Origin of the sequence: Crystallibacter permensis (assembly GCF_025960875.1) — a bacterium.
Taxonomy (GTDB): domain Bacteria; phylum Actinomycetota; class Actinomycetes; order Actinomycetales; family Micrococcaceae; genus Crystallibacter; species Crystallibacter permensis.
Window position 1 is genome coordinate 1 of sequence record NZ_JAODLR010000053.1, and the last position, 3,334, is coordinate 3,334.

A 3,334-nucleotide genomic window follows, 5' to 3' on the forward strand; every position below is an offset into this window, starting at 1 on the left:
AATTACACCGCACGTATTATGCTCAGAAGCGCCGCCAGAACGGCGGCCTGATCATGCATCGCAGCAGTGGATTTCACCACGAAACGCGGAGAGCCCATTTGCCGGGCGTGCAGTGGCGGGCGAAACCGACCAGGAAGCGCAGCAGCTGGGGGTTGGCGGAGAGCGGGATGTAGAGCGGGGAGGACGGATCGAGCATCGCCTTCAGTCCGTAGCTCAGGACGGCTGCGAGGCATCTCGGCCAAGCTTTCGCCGTCGCATGCATGAGGAGGACCCCACGTGAGAACGTGGGGCCCTCGTCTCTTTCCTTAATGCGTGCTCCTGGCACCTCAAGTGGTATTTCCGCTGGACTTTATACAATCGGAAAGGAACAGCTAGGTCTCATTTCTTGGGCTGCGGAGGTACAGGAGGGGACTTGTACGAATCAATGGTCTCCGCCTCCAGGGCTGCATAATCCATCCCCCACCGGTCCGTCAACTCTTGATACGCAGGGAGGGTAGTCAAGTGCTTCATAGCCTCAACGAATGCGGGAGTTAGCTCGGAGTCCTTGACCAGTCCCATCGAAAGGATCGAGCCCGGAATATCGGCAACCTTCTCAAACTCGTCGGGCGACTGCTTAGCGGCCCAAGAGAGCGCGGGGGCATCCGCATACACGGCTTCGACCCGACCGCTCTTGAGCTGCAACAGGGCCGCGTTCTGATCTGGAACCGTGACGAAGTTTATTGCCGGTTCGCCAGCGGCGACGCAGGCTGCACTACGTTTCGGCCCTCGTTCAACTGCCTGAAGACCGCCCTGAGCTACACCAACCTTGTGGCCGCACATAGAATCCGGGCCGATGTCCAGGGGGTTCCCTGGGGAGGCGGCTATCGCCTCACCGCCCAGCGCGTACCCCACCATGTCCAAAACTTCCAAACGCGGTTCCGTGACTCCCATGTCTGCTATGGCCGCATCAAACCGCTTTGCCTGAATACCAGGAATGAGCCCGTCAAAGGTTGTCTTGCTGAATTCGACGTTCACGCCTAGTACCTGTCCCAGGGCGCGCGCCACGTCAGCGTCCAGGCCAACGAAAGTCTGTCCATCGGAACCGATGAACTTTGTTGGAGCGGCTGTTGCATCCACGCCGAAGGTAATTGTTTTTCCCTTCACAGACGCAGGAAGTAGATCTGCTGCCGGTTGATGGACCTCCACCTCTTCGAAGGATTTGAACTCCTTGGCAGTTGGCGCTGCATTTGCGGATTCCGGCTGTTCAGCGGACGCTGATCCGGAAGCACAACCAGCAACGAGAAGGCCTGCAATGCCGGCCACGACGGTCAAACTACGGAAACTTCTGCTAGTCATTTCGTACCCCTCCGATAATGGGAAATATTTGGTAAGCAGCTAGATAACTTGCCTGAGGAATTCTTTAGTACGGAAATGTTGGGGATCTGAAAGCACCTTCCGAGGGTCGCCCTGCTCCACTATGCTTCCGCCATCCATGAAGACCAAGACATCTCCGACTTCCTTCGCGAACCCCATCTCGTGCGTAACGACGATCATCGTCATGCCGGCCGATGCTAATTCCTTCATGGTGTCCAGAACCTCGCCCACTAATTCGGGGTCAAGGGCAGAGGTGGGCTCGTCGAAGAGCATCACCCGCGGTTCCATGGCGAGAGCGCGGGCGATAGCGACCCGTTGTTGCTGGCCCCCCGAGAGTTGACCCGGGTATTGAGAGGCCTTCTCCGCGAGTCCTACACGGTCGAGTAAGGAAAGCGCTTTGTCCTTTACCGCCCGACGGTTCTGCTTCTTGACCCAGACAGGTGCGACGCAGACATTCTCCAGCACTGTCATGTGAGGAAAAAGGTTGAATTGTTGGAACACCATGCCGACCTGCGATCGCTGTGCGGCAATCTTGTTGTCGCTCAACTCAACGTAATTGTTCCCACGCCTTTTGAATCCAATAAATTCGCCGTCGACCAGAATCCTTCCGCAGTCCGGTTGTTCCAACAGGTTTATGCAGCGTAGCAACGTGGATTTGCCGGATCCGCTGGGCCCAATCAGGCACAGGACTTCACCGCTCTTGACCCGCAGATCGATTCCCTGCAGTACGTGATTTCCTTCGAATGACTTCTCCAACTGCTCAACAACGACCATGTCCGTCATTTCCTACGCCCTCCCGAGACTAGTTGTACCGCTGGGCCGTCGTCTCTTTATCCGTTTGGCCGGGGTAGACCCACGTGTTCCCTTGGAAAAGTGCTTTTCAAGGTATATCTGCACCACACTAAGGACAGAAGTAATGATGAGATACCAAATGCCTGCGACTATGAGCAGCGGAATAGTCTGATAGTTCGACGAGTAAATAAGCTGCGCGCTATGGAGCAGGTCCGCAATGCCGACAATACTAACCAACGATGTATTCTTCAGCAGAGTGATCAACTGATTCGCAGTCGGCGGCACGATGATCCGCGTGGCCTGCGGCAGAATGATGCGCTGAACTTGGAATCCGTTCATTCCAAGAGCCTTGGCCGCTTCGGACTGCCCGTTACCGACCCCGAGGAAGCCGCCCCGGATGACTTCGGCCATGTACGCGGCCTCATTCAGGCTCAAGCAAAGGATTGCAGCGAACATAGGTGTAATGAACGCATTAGTGTTTATGGACCACATTTCCCCGACGCCAGGGATCCCGAACGCGAAGACCGGGTAGAGAGCCGAAATGTTGAACCAAAATATCAACTGCACTAGAAGTGGAGTCGCCCTAAAAAACCAGATATAGACGTACGCTACACGCGACAAGAGGCGATTGCCCGAGATACGCATCAAGGCCAACAGGATGCCTAAAGCAGTCCCGATCACCATACAGATTCCGGTTAGCTGCAATGTCAGCATTATGCCGTCGGTTATTTGCGCCGCGGTGAAGTACTCACCGACGATCGACCATTTGAAGTTCTCGTTGCCGACAATGGACGCAAGTATTCCAACGAGAAGAACCAGAGTCACGACGGTTGCGATGATCTGGCTAAAGCTCTTTCGGTAGATGAGCCTATAGGTATCAGTATGTCCTGGTACCTCCGTTTTGAAATCCCTTACCGCCGTCATTGGTTTCCCTCCGCGATTTGATCGAGCAGGTTCATGAGAGCCGCCGAGGTGACATAAAGTCCCAACGAGGGTCCAGCACGCCGGTTGCAATGTTCGAAACGACTTCTCCGGCCCCGGGTGACATCTTGAAGCCGAATCCGGAGAAGCCGGTAGCAGCGATAATTCGTTCGCTAGGAGCGTGGGTCAATAGCGTTTTATCGGATCCGAAAGTGATTGTTCCTTGATCGGTTGGATGTGAAGTCTGTGCTGCGACTTCGGGGCTCGA

4 protein-coding genes and 1 pseudogene are annotated in these 3,334 nt (G+C 55.4%); all 5 read right to left on the reverse strand.

The genetic code is table 11. From position 1 onward, the window contains the following. Nucleotides 1–73: 73 nt before the first annotated feature. Nucleotides 74–262, reverse strand: a complete 189-nt coding sequence (locus B0G38_RS23070) for a hypothetical protein (protein ID WP_413542106.1) — start codon at nucleotides 260–262, stop codon at nucleotides 74–76. A 116-nt stretch (nucleotides 263–378) separates the two neighbouring features. Then, nucleotides 379–1,302, reverse strand: coding sequence for a transporter substrate-binding domain-containing protein (locus B0G38_RS23075; protein WP_264671638.1), 924 nt, complete (start codon nucleotides 1,300–1,302; stop codon nucleotides 379–381). Nucleotides 1,303–1,374: 72 nt separating this feature from the next. Then, on the reverse strand, nucleotides 1,375–2,127 hold the full coding sequence (locus B0G38_RS23080) for an amino acid ABC transporter ATP-binding protein (protein WP_264671636.1): 753 nt from the start codon (nucleotides 2,125–2,127) through the stop codon (nucleotides 1,375–1,377). A 12-nt stretch (nucleotides 2,128–2,139) separates the two neighbouring features. Then, the gene (locus B0G38_RS23085) at nucleotides 2,140–3,069 is read right to left on the reverse strand and encodes an amino acid ABC transporter permease (protein WP_264671637.1); all 930 of its coding nucleotides are present in this window, start codon (nucleotides 3,067–3,069) and stop codon (nucleotides 2,140–2,142) included. Nucleotides 3,070–3,100: 31 nt separating this feature from the next. Then, nucleotides 3,101–3,334, reverse strand: a pseudogene (locus B0G38_RS23090) (hypothetical protein); the annotation flags it as partial.

Bases quoted from the DNA above. Each gene is read 5' to 3' on its own strand.
- B0G38_RS23070 (WP_413542106.1), bottom strand. From the start codon at position 262: ATGCATGCGACGGCGAAAGCTTGGCCGAGATGCCTCGCAGCCGTCCTG.
- B0G38_RS23085 (WP_264671637.1), bottom strand. From the start codon at position 3,069: ATGACGGCGGTAAGGGATTTCAAAACGGAGGTACCAGGACATACTGAT.
- B0G38_RS23080 (WP_264671636.1), bottom strand. From the start codon at position 2,127: ATGGTCGTTGTTGAGCAGTTGGAGAAGTCATTCGAAGGAAATCACGTA.